Here is a 16,143-nt window from a genome sequence, read left to right as displayed (position 1 = left end):
AATTATGCTAGAAGTCTTTCGATCAACTTCGAGTAAATTGATTCTGTTGCTTGCAATCGTTCTGATTGCAAGCTTACAGTACCAATTTTGGTTAGGTGAGGGAGGATATTTCCCTCATCAAGCTTTAGCTCAACAAATCACGCAGCAAGCTGAAATCAATGAAGAGCTAAAAGAGCGTAATCGCATTTTAGCGGCTGAAGTTTTTGACTTAAAAAATGGAACTGAAGCGATTGAAGAACATGCACGTCTCGATCTAGGTTTAATCAAACCAAATGAGACCTTTGTGCAAATGAGTACGATCAGTACCCATTACAAACCGATCTATATCGATCCAAATGCAAAATTAGATGCCCCAACCAATGAAAATCCAGACTAAATTATGGGCTGTTGTACCAGCAGCAGGCTCAGGTAGTCGTTTTTCAAAATCTGAATTAAAACAATATCAATATATTGCTCAGCGTACAGTAATTGAGCATACGGTCAACAGGCTCAATACTTTGCAGTTAGCTGGATGTGTTATCGCTATAGGTGAGAGCGATAACTTTGCCCAGACATTAGCTTTTGAGCACTTAGATAGGCTTCACTTTTGTAAGGGGGGAGCTGAGCGTGTTCATTCGGTATTAAATGCTTTGATGTATTTATTAAATATTGCAGATGAAAATGATTGGGTTCTCGTACATGACGCAGCACGCCCTTGCGTTACAACGGATTGTCTCGAAAAATTGATAATTACTGCTATAGAGTCAGATCAGAGTTCCATTTTAGCTATACCTGTTCGAGATACATTAAAACAAGTAGTTGAAGACCATCAAATAGAGAAAACAGTGAGTCGTGATCTATTGTGGCAAGCTCAAACACCACAAGTGGCAAAGATAAGCATATTAAAAAATGCAATAGAGACAGCACTGAAAGATCAAATTGTAATTACTGATGAGGCAAGTGCACTTGAATATGTAAATGAACCCGTACAAGTTGTACAAGGTCGTTCAGATAATATCAAAATCACTTATCCAGATGATTTAGAACTCGCTCGTTTAATATTGCAATCACAAGCCATAAATTAATTTTTTATAAAAATAGCCTAAGCAAAATTGAATATTTAATCATTGTAACACCAATATAAATGACAACTATTTCACTATTTGATAAATTTATTGACTAAACTTTACAACGGATTAACAAATGAAAAAATTATTACTTTCAGGTTTTTTTACATTGGCATTAGTTGGTTGTGCTTCAACACCTGAGCAATCTCAAAATGTAGCTCAAGAAACGATCCGTTATTCAACAAGCCCATGTTTTGGTGCATGTCCAATTTATTCAGTTGAAGTTTCACCTAATGGAATAGTTCATTTCGAGGGCAAACAATACACTAAAGTAACGGGCACACGCGATCTTCAAGTAGATCCTGCTGTGTATAAGAAATTACAAAGTGAATTAAAAACGTATCGTCCAGAAACTGGTTCTAATGTAAAAACAACAGGTTGTGTGCAAACTGCAACAGATAAACCTAGTTCTTATTTTTGGTGGAAACAAGCAGATGGTACTACAACACGTTTGAGTCATTACACTGGTTGTATTTCACCTGCAAACGATGAATTAAACAAATTAATTGATAAGTTACCTACATTAATAGGAATTGAAGAACTGGTATAAGTGTTGTCTGATGACAAGAGCATACCGCTTGTAGAGATTTCTTAGATTGTAAAAAACTAGCTGTCGTATAACTGTATACGGCAGCTTAGATAGAAAACTATAGAGAATTAGTCTGTAAAAACCATATAAAATTAATAAATTAAAATTAGCTCAAACTTGAGAATCGCTTGATTAAAAACTTTATGTTTTAGTTAACAACCTAGCCATTATTTATGCTAATAATAGTTGAACTAGAAAATACGATATCAAATTTTCTGAGCATTATTACTTAGTTTTTTAACTTTAGATAACATCAACTTATGTCTCTAACGGTTGTTTAAATTAAAAGGACGAGGTTTTAAAGTGTAAAATAGAGCAGAGCATTGAAGTTTTTTTCCAATGGTCAAAAAATATTTTTTGTTAAAAATTAAATGAGATTAATTATCCAATTAAATCAAATGTTTAATTTAAAGCACATAGAAAATGCTTGAGAAAAGGTACAAAAAGATTTGTATAGTTTTTGAATAATTACTTCATTAAATATACAGAATAATATATTATAAAAACATATAATGTTTTAAAGAGTAAAACAATGTCTAGCATTATTTTAGCTTTGATTGGCGGTGCTATCCTTGGAATTGCAGTAGTGGGCTATTTGTATGTAAATGGTCATATTGCAGGGATTAGTGGCTTGCTTGCGCAGGTTTTACAACCTAAATCACTTTTGAATAATCCTGCATTTTGGTTCTTGTCTGGCTTATTCATCATTCCTTTCATTTACCAATTATTTGTTGAACCTGAGATTGTGATTAAATCCTCACCAATTGGATTAATCATTGCTGGAATCTTGGTAGGTTTTGGCACGCGATTAGGTTCGGGATGTACTAGTGGTCATGGTATCTGTGGTATGAGTCGCTTATCAGTGCGTTCGATCGTTGCAACGGTCACATTTATGCTAGCTGGAATCGTGACTGTATTCGTTATTCGCCATATTTTAGGAGTTGCGATATGAAAAATGTATTTGCGTTCATATTTGGCGGATTATTTGCACTAGGACTAATGGTCTCAGGTATGTCAAATCCTGAAAAAGTTTTAGGATTTTTAGACATTTTTGGTGAGTGGGATATTAGCCTAATGTTTGTGATGATTGGGGCTATTGCGATTGCCATCATTCCATTCCAAAAAGCGATCCGAAATCCAAAAACATTATTCGGTGAAGTAATTTCATTACCCACTAATAAACAGATCGATAAAAAATTGATCGTTGGTTCGATGCTGTTCGGTATAGGTTGGGGGATAGCTGGTGTATGTCCTGCACCTGCAATTACTCTGATCGGGTTAGGCTATGCTGAAGCATGGTATTTTATCGGAGCAATGTTCCTCGGTATCTTTATTCATCGCATATGGGCAGAACGATAAGTAGGAGAGATTAGATGCAACATCCTCAAGTCAAAGCATTTTTTGATGAAAATACAAATACATTTAGTTATGTGGTGACTGACCCAGAAACTAAAGTATGTGCCGTAATTGACAGTGTTCTAGATTATGATGCTGCATCTGCTTCTACATCAACTCATAGTGCAGATCAAATTATTGATTTCGTAAAGACTCATCAGTTAAAGGTTGAGTGGATACTAGAAACACATGTCCACGCAGATCATTTAACCGCATCTCAGTATCTCAAAGAACATTTGGGTGGAAAGATTGCGATGAGTGAAAAGATCGGTATTGTGCAAGAGACCTTTAGCTCAATATACAATCTTGATGTGAAGATGTTTAATTCACACCAAACTTTTGATTATCTCTTTAAAGATGATGAGCATTTTAAGATTGGTCATCTAGATGCTTACAATATTCCAACGCCTGGACACACGCCAGCGTGCTTGAGTTATGTCATTGGTGATTCTGTCTTTGTTGGTGATACTTTATTTATGCCAGATTATGGTACGGCGAGATGTGATTTTCCTAAAGGAAGTGCGGATATACTTTTTGATTCTGTTCAAAAGTTATATGAACTACCTGATGATACGCGTGTTTATCTATGCCATGATTATAAGCCTGAAGGTAGAAATGAGTATTTCTATGAGACAACAATTGCTGCACAGAAACAAAGTAATATTCATTTGAAATCTGATACCGATCGACAAGATTTTGTAAAGATGCGTCAGGCACGTGATGCGACTTTGGCGATGCCAAAGTTGATTCTGCCATCTATACAAATCAATATGGATGCAGGTCGTTTTCCAGAACCAGAAAGTAATGGTGTGCGGTATTTAAAGTTACCATTCAATTTTTTTAAACGTTGATAAAAAAATTGATAAACAAGGAAGATACACGTTATCTTCCTTGTTTATTTTCTATTAGAAATGAGAAAGCTATTTTGATACAGAATAATTGATTAAACTATTTTAAATTTTTCATGTTGTTAGATTTTAATGACTGTTTTAGAAATTGAAACACATCCACTGAAGCCATTCTTACCATATAATGCTAAGTTGCTAATGTTGGGAAGCTTTCCTCCTCCTCAAAACAGATGGAGGATGAATTTTTACTATCCAAATTATCAAAATGACATGTGGCGAATATTCGGATTAATATTTTTCAAAGATAAAAACTATTTCCTTGATTTATCAAATAAAAACTTTAAAGAACAAAAAATTCGTGAATTTTTGATAGAAATTGGTGTAGGAATATTCGATACCGCATTTCGAATTAAAAGATTACAAGGTAATGCATCTGATAAATTTCTAGAAATAGTCACGCCTACAGATTTGTCAGAATTACTCATCCAAATTCCTGCATGTCACACCATTATGACGACTGGTGATAAAGCGACAGATACACTGATGCAGCATTTTCCTGAGAACCCCATTAAACCGATGATTGGACAATCTGTGCAAGTAAACTATATGGAGCGAGAGTTAAGTTTATATCGTTTACCTTCATCGTCACGTGCTTATCCTTTAGCTCTAGATAAGAAGGCAGAAGCATATAAGCTATTTTTTGAAGAAATTGGCTTGGTTTAGTTAAATACAGAGAATCATAATGAAAGATGTTGAAAGTCTAATTGATCTGCGAAACTACGCTGATGCATTTGAATGGCAAGAAACAGCGAATGTTAAGCGTCCGTGGAGAAAGGATTTCTTTGATTATTATGCCAATCTGATTAAGACGCATGCTTCTGATCAAGGTTATATTCTGGAGTTGGGAGCAGGGCCAGGATTTTTAGCGCAACATTTATTGTCGCAATTGCCCAATATTCAATATACCGCTTTCGATTTTTCTGAGGCTATGCATCAGCTTGCTCAACAGAAGTTAACTCCCTCTGAACGAGCAAGAGCGAATTATCTCATTGGAAACTTTAAAGAGCCTGAGTGGCAAAATGCTGTAAATCAAAAATATGACTTTATTATCATTCATCAGGCATTGCATGAGCTTCGACATAAAAAATATGCTGCCGATTTTCATAAAAAAGTAACAACCTTATTAGAACCTCAAGGTTGTTACTTGGTTTGTGATCATCTATATGCACCTCATGCCATGCAAAATGACCAGCTTTATATGAACAAACAGGAGCATATCGATGCTTTAAAAGCGGCAGCTTTTGAAAATATCAAGATGCCTTTAGAGATTGAGGGGCTGTGCCTGTTTGAAATGCGTTTAGATTAGATTTTCCATCATTCTTGGGTATTTGATCCATCTAAAATCATTGATCTTGATGTCACGGACATGAGTAAATTCAGACCAGATCAGTTGACTGCCTTTTGTCCATTGCAGTGGTTTCACTCGTTGTTCCACTGCAAGTTTCTCTGGTTCAGTTGCTGGACGTAAATCTCCAATTTCCACATATAAACGAACGCCAGGATAATCACTAAAATTTCCCTGAATCAGTGAAATTAGCCAGAACAGCTTTCCGCTATTAACAGACTGAATACAGGCTTTGGAATTTTGGCTAAGATTTTCACCCAATCTTTCTGTAAATGTATCAAAGAAATAAGCGGTTTGATTGTCATTTAAAAAGACAGTGCCGATAGGGGTAATATTGGGTTGCCCATACTGATCGACTGTTGCAATTGAAGCATGTATTGATGCTTTTTGTGCAAGTTTAAAAATCCGTTGAATATTTTTCCAGTCTTTTTCTAAAATCATGTGTTTATCCTTGTTATTGTTTCTCAAGGTAATTTAGCACATAAAAAGTAAGATAATATTGCTATTTAATTTTCAATAAATTGTCAATTCGGCAAATTCAATATGAGAGCATAGTTGATTTACATCATCCATTCCACTGGAAAATAAGAGACAAAATGCATGGTAAGACACTGAAATCTGGTACTTTCAGGGTCGTGATGATGTTGGGGTGTTGATCATTCTTTTGAATGTATTGCAAACACCAATGTCATGCGCTCAGCATTAGAATGCGCACATCGTGGTTGGGGACAATCTGTGATTATTGGTGTGGCTGGTGCAAGGCAAGAAATTTCAACTCGCCCATTCCAATTGGTGACAGGTCGTAAATGGATTGGAACTGCTTTTGGTGGGGTAAAAGGGCGTTCACAATTACCTAAAATGGTTGAAGATGCAATGAAAGGTGAAATTCAACTTGCGCCATTTGTGACTCATACTATGTCGCTTGAAGACATTAATAAGGCTTTCGATTTAATGCATGAGAGTAAATCGATTCGTACCGTGATTCATTTTTAATTGTTAAAATCTGGATTTGATGATGCGTGTTGCATCATCAAAAGCTACATAATTAAGCATCTCAAAGCCACATATCAAAAAATACCTAAAATATAGAGCTCTAACGATCAAGATTTTTGTTCTGCTCAAAGCTAAGCTGACAATGATCAAATTCATAGCTTTCATTTCTAAAATTGCAAAATTCAAGAAAAACTTTGCTCTAAAACTAAGCTTAAGCCCTTAAATAAAATCGCATCTTGCTGAATTGTGGCGCAAGCGCATTAAAACAAAGCCTTTTTAGCACCATTAATTAATCTACAAGTTTAAAATTTCATGGTGAATAAGGTAATTAATTGAATTTTATGTAAAAAATAAACTGGCACACTTTCTGCATTTATCTATCCAAACTTGTATACAAGATGGGATTCATAAAATGTATGAAATAAAAACTTTAGGTTGGACAATTTCAGAGTGGCAAACAGCTTATTCGAAAAATGAGATCCGACTCAATACTTTAAAAGATTTAGTTGCATTAATTGATCCTCAAGATAATGCATGGATTTCAATTGCGACGTTAGAACAGATTGAACAGCAAATTCAAGTTCTCAATGAATTAAGCAAAGAAGCTGAAAGTTTAGAAAAACAATTTCCACTCTACGGCGTTCCGTTTGCAGTGAAAGATAATATTGATGTTGCAGGGTTTGTAACTACCGCAGCTTGTAAGGCATTAAATACAATTGCAGTACAAGATGCCGAAACAGTGCGTTTGTTAAAACAAGCGGGAGCGATTGTCATTGGTAAAACTAATCTTGATCAGTTTGCAACGGGTTTAGTGGGAACTCGCTCTCAATATGGTGCTGTTGCAAATACATTTAACTCTAAATATGTCAGTGGTGGCTCAAGTTCTGGTTCAGCAAGTGTGGTTGCTCGTGGATTTGTCCCATTTTCATTGGGCACAGACACCGCAGGTTCAGGACGTGTGCCCGCAGCGTTTAACAATATTGTGGGGTTAAAACCGACCAAAGGACGCTTTTCTAATCGTGGGTTATTGCCTGCATGTAAAAGTCTAGATTGTATTTCGATTTTTGCTTTAACTGTTGCAGATGCAGACTTGGTTGCAAATGTTTTAGAGGCCTATGATCCGTTGGATAGTTATTCACGTAAGCATCCAAAGAATATTCCAGTGCATTTCTCTAGCAAATTAAAATTTGCCATTCCAGAAAAACTAAATTTCTTTGGGGATGAGCAATCAGAAAAAGCATTTCAGCAAACAATTCAATTGCTTGAATCATTAAATGCTGAAATTACTAGAATTGATTTTTCAGATTTTGAGCAACTGGCGGTGCAACTATATCAAGGTTCATGGGTGGCAGAACGTACCGCAGCCGTTGAATATTTACTGAAAACCAATCCTGATGCATTTGATCCAACGGTATTAGAAATTATTAAAAACGGTGAAAAATATTCAGCGGTGGATGCCTACAATGCAGAATATTTAAAACAAGATTTAACTCGAAAAATCCAACAAAGATTAGCTGATTTTGATGCCTTAATTGTTCCAACCGCACCTACAATTTATACCATTGAGCAGCTTCAACAAAATCCGATTGAATTTAACGCTCATTTGGGAACATATACCAATTTTACTAATTTAGCCGATCTCAGTGCGCTTGCTTTGCCAGCAGGGTTTAGAGCTGACCATTTACCATTTGGAATCACTCTAATTGCCCCAGCTTGGCATGATGCGGCATTGGTTCATTTTGGTAAAGCTTGGCAAAACTATCTTGCACTGAAATTAGGTGCATTGGATAAAGCTCTACCTTTAAGTTCTGCTACACCTATTTCACAACATCATATTCGCGTTGCAGTCGTCGGTGCTCATTTGACAGGTATGCCATTAAATTTCCAACTCACCACCCGTGATGCCGTACATATCGAAACCACTAAAACCTCAAAACATTATGCGCTGTATGCCTTAAACGGCACGATTCCGCCGAAACCCGGCTTAGCGCGTCAGCAAGATGGACAAAGCATCATTGTAGAACTTTGGGATGTTCCAACTGCTCGATTTGGTGAATTTGTTGCAGAAATTCCGACGCCTTTAGGGATGGGCAATGTCGAACTAGAAGATGGGCGCTGGGTGAAAGGTTTTATCTGTGAGCCTTATGGCATAGATGATGCAGAGAATATTAGTCATTTTGGTGGATGGAGAGCCTATATCCAGCATCGTAACAGCCAAGCAGCAAACACAGCGAATTAATTGGGGGGAAATCATCATGTTTAAAACTGTACTTATTGCAAACCGTGGTGAAATTGCTGTTCGAGCGATTCGCACACTTAAAAAATTAGGTGTAACCAGTGTTGCTGTGTATTCGGATAGTGATCGTTATGCGCAACATGTTGAAGATGCTGATATTGCAATTGCATTAGAGGGTTTAAAACCAGCCGATACTTATTTGAGTATCGAAAAATTAATTCAGGCAGCTAAACAAACTGGCGCAGAAGCAATCTTTCCTGGGTATGGCTTTCTTTCTGAAAGTGCAGATTTTGCTCGTGCTTGCGAAGAAAATAATATTGCTTTCATGGGACCAACGGCTGAGCAAATTCTAGAATTTGGTCTAAAGCATCGTGCTCGTGAATTAGCTGCTGCTGCCAATGTACCAATGACACCAGGAACTGGATTGTTGGATAGTTTAGAAGAGGCACTGACTGCCGCAGATCGTATTGGCTATCCAATTATGCTGAAAAGTACCGCAGGTGGTGGTGGGATTGGCTTGACTCGTTGTGATACACCACAAGCCTTGACCGATGCTTATGAAAGTGTCAAACGCTTGGGAGAACAATTCTTTAAGGATGCAGGCGTATTTATTGAATGCTTTATTGATAAAGCGCGTCATGTTGAAGTACAAATTTTTGGTGATGGAAAAGGACAAGTCGTTGCATTTGGTGAACGGGATTGTTCTTTGCAACGTCGTAACCAGAAAGTGGTAGAGGAAACGCCTGCGGCAAATTTACCTGAAGCGACACGTAAAAAACTACATCAAGCAGCGATAGAACTCGGGAAATCCGTTAATTATCGTAGTGCAGGAACAGTAGAGTTTATTTACGATGCCAATCGAGATGAGTTTTATTTTCTAGAAGTGAATACGCGTTTACAGGTTGAACATCCAGTCACTGAAATGGTGACAGGTCTAGACTTGATTGAATGCATGCTCAAAGTGGCTGCTGGTGATGAACTTGATTGGGCATATCTCAGCAATATTCAGCCTAAAGGTGCAGCGATTGAAGTCCGAGTTTATGCCGAAGATCCTATAAAAAATTTCCAGCCAAGTCCCGGTGTGCTGACAGAGGTTGCATTTCCAGAGGGTACACGTGTTGATACTTGGGTCAAAACGGGCACAGAGATTTCTCAATACTTTGATCCGATGATTGCCAAAATTATTGTGCATGCTGATGATCGTGCTAGTGCTATTGAAAAATTAAAAACCGTTTTGGCGGAAACACGCTTGAATGGTATTAGCACCAATCTGGATTATGCCCGTGCGATTATTTCCGATCAGCGTTTTGATGATATGCAAATTTGGACAAGAATGTTGGATGATTTCAACTACACGCCAAACGTGATTGAAGTTGTTCAAGCAGGAACTTTAAGTTCAATTCAAGATTATCCGGGTCGTACAGGCTATTGGGATATTGGTGTACCACCATCGGGTCCAATGGATGATTATGCATTTCAGCTTGCCAATCGTATTGTTGGGAATGATGCTAAAGCCGCAGGTTTCGAGTTTACCTTAGTTGGACCAACATTAAAGTTCCATGCAGATACAACCATTGCTCTTGCTGGTGCAAGCTGTGTAGCTTTATTGGACGATAAAAAAATTGATTTTTGGAAACCTGTTGAAGTTAAAGCAGGACAAATTTTAAAAATCGGTCAAGTTGGATCAGGGTGTCGCACATATTTAGCGGTACGAAATGGTTTGGATGTCCCTTTATATTTAGGCAGTCGTTCTACTTTTGCGCTTGGTAATTTTGGTGGTCATGCAGGTCGTACCTTACGTGTCGGTGACATGATAAAAATGGTTGAGCCAACATTTGCTAGCGCAGAGTTGCCACTTGCACATGATGAACCTCAAGCGTTGTCGGCTGACTTGATTCCTGAATATAGTAATGAATGGGAAATTGCGGTGTTATATGGTCCGCATGGTGCACCAGATTTCTTTAAACCAGAATATGTGGAAGAGTTTTTTGCATCAGAGTGGACAGTTCACTTTAACTCAAATCGTTTAGGCGTGCGTTTATCAGGACCAACGCCAAGCTGGGCACGAGAAAATGGTGGTGAAGCAGGTTTACATCCATCAAATGTACATGACTGTGAATATGCGATCGGTGCAATTAACTTCACAGGCGATTTCCCTGTGATTCTGGCGAAAGATGGTCCAAGTTTAGGTGGTTTCGTTTGTCCTGTGACTATTGCCAAAGCAGAACTTTGGAAAGTTGGGCAGCTCAAAGCTGATGATAAAATCCGTTTTTATCCGATTAGTGTTGAACAAGCCAATGAACTTGAACGTCAGCAAATTGAAAATATCCAAAACTTTGCGGTAGCAAGCAAAATTGTAGAAACAATTGAGCCAATTCAAGAGGTTGTCAGTACGATTTTGGCACAACGTGAACCAACTGAATTATCGCCAAAAACAGTGTATCGCCAAGCAGGTGATAGTTATATTCTCTTAGAATACGGCGAAAATGTTTTAGATTTGGCTTTGCGCTTACGGGTGCATCAACTGATTCAAATGATCCGTGATGCAAAAATTGCAGGCGTATTGGAACTGTCACCAGGTGTTCGTTCACTACAGATTAAATACGATGGCTTAGTAATTCCACAATCACAATTGATTGCTCAATTACTTCAACTCGAAAAAGAGATGGGTGATTTGAGCCAATTAAAAATCCCATCTCGTATCGTACATTTGCCGATGGCATTTGAAGATAGTGCGACTTTAGGAGCTGTAGAACGCTATCAAGAAAGTGTTTGCTCTAAAGCACCGTGGTTGCCAAATAACGTTGATTTTATCCAACGCATTAATGGCTTGGCGGATCGGAATGAAGTCAAAGATATTATTTTTGATGCAAACTATTTAATTCTTGGCTTGGGTGATGTGTATTTAACGGCACCTTGTGCTGTGCCAATCGATCCACGCCATCGTTTACTCAGTTCTAAATATAATCCAGCTCGTACCTTTACCGCAGAGGGAACTGTTGGGATTGGTGGTATGTACATGTGTATCTACGGCATGGATTCACCAGGCGGATATCAATTGATTGGGCGTACTTTACCAATTTGGAACAAGTTTAAGAAAAACAAACAATTTGGTGATAAACAATGGTTCTTACAATTCTTCGATCAAATTAAATATTTTGAGGTTACAGAAGAAGAACTCAATCGATGGCGTGCTGACTTTGAAAATGGTCGTGCTGAGATCAAGATTGAAGAAACAGAATTCGATTATGCAGATTATGTAAAATTCTTAGAGAATGAAGCTGAAAGTATTGCCGAGTTTAAAGCTAAGCAACAACAAGCATTCACAACTGAAGTGGATCGCTGGAAAGAGGAGTTTGCAGCTCAACCTGAAGAACAGATTCAAGAAAATAACCATGCTGATTACAGTCATTTAGCATCATTGAATGCATCGATGACAGGTAATATCTGGAAAATCTTTGTTGAACATGGTCAAGAGGTTAAAAAAGGTGAAACTGTTGCTATTATTGAAGCAATGAAAATGGAACTTCCGGTTTATGCAGAAGAAGATGGCATTGTAAAAGCTATTATTTGTAGAGCAGGGCAAACCGTACATAGTGGTGAACCACTGGTTTATATGGAATAAGGCAAGGTTGCATGAAAGAAACCAAAATAAAAACAACAAAAAGCTCAGACAATTTGTCTGAGCTGGTTTACCAACGTATCAAGAATGATATCTTTGATTTCAAATTGATGCCGGGTGAACGTTTCACTGAATCCGAAGTTGCAAAAGCTTATGATGTAAGTCGTACCCCAATCCGACAAGCACTATATCGTTTGCAACAAGAGGGTTATGTTGATGTGAGTTTTCGTAGCGGTTGGCAAATCCGACCGCTCAATTTTCGTTATTATGAAGAACTTTATGATGTGCGGATCGTATTAGAAAAAGATTCGATTCGTAAACTTTGTCAGATGGATCATCAAAACTCGGTTGAGTTATCCGTTTTAAAAGATTTATGGTTGATTGAACCTCATCAATATCTAAAAGACATTAAACAACTGTCACAACAAGATGAAGATTTCCATTGCGCATTGGTTCGCGCCTCTGGAAATAATGAAATGGCGAGAATTCATCGTGATTTGAGTGAGCGAATCCGTATTATTCGTCGTTTAGACTTCTCAAAAGATTATCGCGTTGAAGCGACTTATCAGGAGCATCAGAAAATACTGGGTTATATTTTTAATCGTAAAGTAGATGAAGCCATTCAAGCGATTGAAGCACATATTATGCAAAGTCGTGATGAAGTGAAAAAAATTACTTTACAGATGTTGGATTCGAGTCAGTTTTATTAAGATTAGAGTATGGTGAGCAATAAGGATTTTTATGGATAACTGGCATTATGCCGTTGTAGCTTCAATTGTGACTATACTTGGAATGAGTTTAATTTCATTTCTCAAACTTTTTAAACTATGGAAGGCTTCCTTAAGTATTTTTTTTATTTCTAGTATAGGGTTTTGTATCATTGGAGGATTAGGTAGGAAATCTGAAAATCATGGCTTTGATGGTGCGTGGGGAAAACATGGTATATTGATGGAGTTTATGAATCTAGAAATAATTATGGTTAGTTTAGGTGTGGGTGCTTTCATAACACTATTATTTTTCTTAGCTATTGTTTTTTCTGATAATAAATAAGATTTAGTTTGCTAGATCATTTTTATAAATCTATATCACATGTTTAAATGAACTTCACAAAACTCTATTTTCTATGCCTAATCCTGCATAAAACTAACATCTTTCCTGAATTTTCTATTTAATAATAAAAATCAAATTTAGAATCATCAGATGACACATGATGAATAACCAAATACTTAGCTCACTGTTTTTAAAACTTGTTGCTAAAGAAGGCTTCTTTGCTACGGCAATAGATGGCATCACTTTGATGCGTGTAGATCACAACACACCACCATTAGCCGTATTGCAAGAACCGACCTTAGTTTTTGTTTTACAAGGCAGTAAACGTGGTTATATCGGAACTGAAACCTATGCATTTCAGCAAGGTGAATGCCTTATCGTCTCTGTGTCTATGCCATTTGATTGTGATACGTTTGCGAGTCCTGAATTACCTATGATTGCGGTCAGCATGAAACTAGAGGCGAATACGGTAAATGAGTTATTAGCAAAAATATATTTTGAAAATGAGCAATTTAAACCACTCACTACAGGCATGAGTGTCATTCAATATGATGAAACCATTTCGAATGTATTGATACGATTATTAAAAACTTTAAGTTCTGAACAAGACAGCTTGATTTTAGGTGAACAAATTAAACGAGAGTTATTGTATCGAGTGATTCAACATTCGGGTGCAGATGCTTTAACAGGATTAGTAGTTCAAGGCAATTTACGACAGATTTATAAGATTTGTGAATATATTCAACATCATTTTACAGAGAAATTAACAGTGGAAATGTTTGCTGAGCAAGCCAATATGAGTATTTCTGCGTTTCATAAAGCATTCAAACAAGTCACATTACATTCACCTTTGCAGTATCTCAAAGTCACGCGGTTGCATAAGGCAAAACAAATGTTGCAAAACGAAAACCAAAGCGTTGCTCAAGCAGCTTATGCTGTTGGTTATCAAAGCTCATCTCAATTTAGTCGAGAGTTTAAAAAGCAGTTTGGTTTTTCTCCTAATCAAACTGAAGTAAATATAGATAAGGAATGAGTAAATCATGAATCAAAATAGTAGTGAACAAATGAAATATATCGAAATTACTCAAGCTGGCGGTCCTGAAGTTCTAAAAGTTGTACAAGGTAAGAAACCTGAGATTAAAGAAGATGAAGTACTAATTGAAGTCTATGCCACAGGCATCAATCGCCCTGATATTTTGCAACGACAAGGGTTGTATCCGATGCCGAAAGGCGTAACGCAAATTCCAGGATTGGAAGTTGCTGGCATCATTTCGCAAATCGGTTCAAAAGTAGAAAAATTTAAAGTCGGTGATAAAGTCTGCGCGCTGACTAACGGCGGAGGATATGCAGAATACTGTGCTGTCCCAGCAAATCAAACTTTAGTGATTCCAAAAAATCTGAGTTTTATTGAAGCTGCAGCTATTCCAGAAACTTATTTCACAGTATGGGCAAATCTATTTCAGATCGGACAGTTAAAAAAGAATGAAACCGTGTTAATTCATGGAGGAGCCAGTGGAATTGGTTCTACAGCGTTGAGCTTATGTCATGCGATGGGTATTCAGACTTTTTCCATAGTGGGAAGTGACGAAAAAGCAGAAAAATTAAGCTCAATTTCGACTGTTATTAATTATAAAAAGCAAGATTTTGAACAAGAAATCTTATCACTCACAGATCAGCAAGGTGTTGATGTGATCTTAGATATTATCGGTGCTGCTTACTTTAATCAGAATCTGAGATTGCTAAAAAGAGATGGGCGACTGGTAATTATCGGATTTATGGGCGGTCGAAAAGTAGATGGCTTTGATATTCAAGAACTCATGCTCAAACGCGCTGTGGTGACTGGCTCAACGATGCGTGCTCGAACCAATGATGAAAAAGCAAAAATTACCCAAGAATTGGAGCAGTTTGTTTGGCCACTCATCGAAACAGGTCAATGTAAACCGATTATTTATAAGACTTTTGCTTTTGAAGAGGTTGCAGCAGCACACCAATGTTTGGAAAGCAGTGAACATGTTGGAAAAGTGGTACTCGAAATTAAATCCTAATTTTGCCTAATCGTATTCATTCTATGCCTATTTATACATCAAGCTTGAGAATGATCACTTGGAAAAGCAATATGTAAATCAAACATATCCTAGAAGGAATTTGAACATGACAATAAATATAGATGATCGTAACCCAACCCCAGATTTAGCTGAAGATAATGCTTTTTTTCCATCACCTTATTCTCTAAGTCAGTATACGGCTCCAAAAACTGACTATGACGGAACTACATATCCAAATCCATATCAAGGCGATAAAAAGATCCTCATGATTGCAACGGATGAACGCTATATTCTGATGCAAAATGACAAGTTTTTTTCTACAGGAAATCATCCAGTAGAAATGTTGTTACCGATGTTCCATTTAGACAATGCTGGTTTTGCCTTTGACGTTGCAACACTTTCAGGTAATCCAGTTAAACTGGAAATGTGGGCAATGCCAAAAGAAGAGCAAGTGGTTTTGGATACCTATCACAAGTACGAAAAACAACTGAAATCTCCACTTAAATTGGCAGATATTTTAGATCAGGCTTTAAGCAGTGACTCACCATATGCTGGTATTTTCATTCCAGGTGGGCATGGGGTTTTGGCTAAAATTCCTCAGAGTAAAGAAGTTAAGGCTTTATTAAAATGGGCAGTGGATAATGACAAATATGTTATTACTTTATGTCATGGCCCAGCTTCTTTATTAGCAGCCGCAGTTGATGAAAGTCCAAATGATTATATTTTTAAAGGCTATCAAGTCTGTGTTTTCCCAGATTCATTAGATAAAGGTGCCAATATTGATATTGGATATATGCCTGGACAATTGCCGTGGCTCGTCGGCGAAAAGCTTGAAAAGCTTGGTGTAGAAATCT

At 37.2% G+C, this 16,143-nt stretch carries 16 protein-coding genes and 1 pseudogene; 16 read left to right on the top strand and 1 reads right to left on the bottom strand.

All coding sequences use genetic code 11. The annotated features are described in order from the left end of the window. Positions 1-4 precede the first annotated feature (4 nt). The 8 genes from ftsB to IRT38_RS11090 all read left to right on the top strand — a co-directional run bounded on the left by ftsB (position 5) and on the right by IRT38_RS11090 (position 5,304). A complete protein-coding gene (gene ftsB, locus IRT38_RS11125; RefSeq protein ID WP_004911282.1) occupies positions 5-376 on the top strand; it encodes a cell division protein FtsB in 372 nt (123 codons plus the stop codon). Next, positions 360-1,064, top strand: coding sequence for a 2-C-methyl-D-erythritol 4-phosphate cytidylyltransferase (ispD, locus tag IRT38_RS11120; protein ID WP_125318648.1), 705 nt, complete (start codon positions 360-362; stop codon positions 1,062-1,064). The genes ftsB and ispD overlap by 17 nt, the downstream gene beginning before the upstream one ends. Positions 1,065-1,182: 118 nt before the next feature. Then, complete coding sequence (locus tag IRT38_RS11115; protein WP_004954235.1) at positions 1,183-1,656, top strand: DUF6438 domain-containing protein; 474 nt, start codon at positions 1,183-1,185, stop codon at positions 1,654-1,656. Positions 1,657-2,227: 571 nt separating this feature from the next. Next, positions 2,228-2,647 carry a YeeE/YedE family protein gene (locus IRT38_RS11110; RefSeq protein ID WP_194597723.1) on the top strand — a complete coding sequence of 140 codons (420 nt, stop codon included), beginning with the start codon at positions 2,228-2,230 and terminating at the stop codon, positions 2,645-2,647. Continuing rightward, on the top strand, positions 2,644-3,054 hold the full coding sequence (locus IRT38_RS11105; protein ID WP_004911272.1) for a DUF6691 family protein: 411 nt from the start codon (positions 2,644-2,646) through the stop codon (positions 3,052-3,054). Before IRT38_RS11110 ends, IRT38_RS11105 begins: the two co-directional genes overlap by 4 nt. A gap of 14 nt (positions 3,055-3,068) precedes the next feature. Continuing rightward, complete coding sequence (locus IRT38_RS11100; RefSeq protein ID WP_194597722.1) at positions 3,069-3,941, top strand: MBL fold metallo-hydrolase; 873 nt, start codon at positions 3,069-3,071, stop codon at positions 3,939-3,941. A 129-nt stretch (positions 3,942-4,070) separates the two neighbouring features. Beyond that, positions 4,071-4,661 (top strand): uracil-DNA glycosylase family protein, encoded by a 591-nt coding sequence (locus IRT38_RS11095; RefSeq protein WP_125318651.1) that lies wholly within the window; start codon positions 4,071-4,073, stop codon positions 4,659-4,661. Between the two features lie 19 nt (positions 4,662-4,680). Then, entirely contained in the window at positions 4,681-5,304 is a 624-nt protein-coding gene (locus tag IRT38_RS11090) for a class I SAM-dependent methyltransferase (protein WP_194597721.1), read from the top strand. Here IRT38_RS11090 and IRT38_RS11085 read toward each other — a convergent pair. Further along, positions 5,296-5,784, bottom strand: coding sequence for a pyridoxamine 5'-phosphate oxidase family protein (locus IRT38_RS11085; RefSeq protein ID WP_194597720.1), 489 nt, complete (start codon positions 5,782-5,784; stop codon positions 5,296-5,298). The two genes, IRT38_RS11090 and IRT38_RS11085, sit on opposite strands and share 9 nt — an antisense overlap. 204 nt (positions 5,785-5,988) lie before the next feature. Here IRT38_RS11085 and IRT38_RS11080 point away from each other — a divergent pair. From IRT38_RS11080 to hchA, 8 genes and pseudogenes are all read left to right on the top strand, one after another. Beyond that, positions 5,989-6,336, top strand: a pseudogene (locus IRT38_RS11080) (zinc-binding dehydrogenase); the annotation flags it as partial. Positions 6,337-6,748: 412 nt separating this feature from the next. Next, complete coding sequence (gene atzF / locus IRT38_RS11075; protein WP_194597719.1) at positions 6,749-8,575, top strand: allophanate hydrolase; 1,827 nt, start codon at positions 6,749-6,751, stop codon at positions 8,573-8,575. A gap of 16 nt (positions 8,576-8,591) precedes the next feature. Beyond that, positions 8,592-12,197 (top strand): urea carboxylase, encoded by a 3,606-nt coding sequence (uca, locus tag IRT38_RS11070; protein ID WP_194597732.1) that lies wholly within the window; start codon positions 8,592-8,594, stop codon positions 12,195-12,197. An 11-nt stretch (positions 12,198-12,208) separates the two neighbouring features. Beyond that, a complete protein-coding gene (locus IRT38_RS11065; protein ID WP_004639207.1) occupies positions 12,209-12,904 on the top strand; it encodes a GntR family transcriptional regulator in 696 nt (231 codons plus the stop codon). Positions 12,905-12,935: 31 nt separating this feature from the next. Beyond that, positions 12,936-13,244 carry a hypothetical protein gene (locus IRT38_RS11060; protein ID WP_075696518.1) on the top strand — a complete coding sequence of 103 codons (309 nt, stop codon included), beginning with the start codon at positions 12,936-12,938 and terminating at the stop codon, positions 13,242-13,244. 157 nt (positions 13,245-13,401) lie between these two features. Further along, entirely contained in the window at positions 13,402-14,277 is an 876-nt protein-coding gene (locus IRT38_RS11055) for an AraC family transcriptional regulator (protein ID WP_194597718.1), read from the top strand. Positions 14,278-14,284: 7 nt separating this feature from the next. Next, entirely contained in the window at positions 14,285-15,289 is a 1,005-nt protein-coding gene (locus IRT38_RS11050) for an NAD(P)H-quinone oxidoreductase (protein WP_194597717.1), read from the top strand. 106 nt (positions 15,290-15,395) lie between these two features. After that, on the top strand, positions 15,396-16,143 hold a 748-nt coding region (gene hchA, locus IRT38_RS11045; protein WP_409514096.1), incomplete at its 3' end, for a glyoxalase III HchA.

The organism is Acinetobacter sp. SK-43 (assembly GCF_015351505.1).
In the GTDB taxonomy this organism is placed as follows: Bacteria; Pseudomonadota; Gammaproteobacteria; order Pseudomonadales; family Moraxellaceae; genus Acinetobacter; species Acinetobacter junii.
The sequence above is the reverse complement of the archived record's forward strand: the minus strand, read 5'-3'. Positions and strand labels throughout refer to the sequence as shown.